A 1069-nucleotide genomic window follows, 5' to 3' on the forward strand; every position below is an offset into this window, starting at 1 on the left:
CTTTTAAGTCGCCAACTGGCCGCAAGCTTTTTACCTATTAAGCAGCAGCTACGCTTGGCTTACTCTATCTCAGCAACAGGAGAGCACCATGACTGATAAAAAAGCTCAGTTATCGGTTGATGGGAAAACCATCGATTTACCAATTTATTCTGGCTCTGTCGGCCCAGATGTAATAGATGTACGAGGCCTAGTATCAGAAGGTGTCTTTACTTATGACCCTGGATTCGTGTCCACTGCGGCATGCGAATCTAAAATCACCTACATTGATGGCGGCAAAGGTGTACTTCTTCACAGAGGCTACCCAATAGAACAGCTAGCTGAAAATTCAGACTACCTTGAACTATGCCACCTACTTTTGCACGGAGAACTTCCGACAGCAGAAGAAAACGAACATTTCAGAAAAACTGTTCGCAACCACACAATGGTTCACGATCAAGTTAACCAATTCTTTAAGGGCTTCCGAAGAGACGCTCACCCGATGGCGATCATGTGCGGCGTCGTTGGTGCTCTTTCAGCGTTCTACCACGATACGATGGACATCTCTGACGAAGAACACCGTGAAATAGCAGGCTTCCGCCTTGTAGCTAAAATGCCGACCATTGCAGCGATGTGCTACAAGTACTCAATCGGCCAGCCTTTCATGTATCCAAACAATGACTTGGATTATGCAGAAAACTTCCTGCACATGATGTTCAGCACGCCAGCTGGCGATGTTAAGTTTGACCCAGCCATCTCAAAGGCAATGGACAAGATCTTCATGCTTCATGCTGACCATGAGCAGAATGCATCAACATCAACTGTCCGCCTAGCCGGCTCAACTGGCGCCAACCCATTTGCCTGTATCGCTTCTGGCATCGCTGCACTTTGGGGCCCTGCTCACGGCGGCGCAAACGAAGCTGTACTAACAATGCTTAACGAAATCGGTGACGTATCTCGCATCGATGAATACGTTGCCAAAGCGAAAGACAAGAACGACCCATTCCGTCTGATGGGCTTCGGTCACCGCGTATACAAAAACTTCGACCCTCGCGCCAAAGTTATGCGCGAAACATGCGAAGAAGTTCTTGGT

The 1069-nt window shown here is 48.1% G+C and carries 1 protein-coding gene; it reads left to right on the forward strand.

Annotated elements, in window-relative coordinates; genetic code table 11:
- Positions 1–88: 88 nt before the first annotated feature.
- On the forward strand, positions 89–1069 hold a 981-nt coding region (gltA, locus tag A3756_RS22150; protein WP_068554667.1), incomplete at its 3' end, for a citrate synthase.

The sequence above is a fragment of the Oleiphilus sp. HI0086 genome (assembly GCF_001635225.1).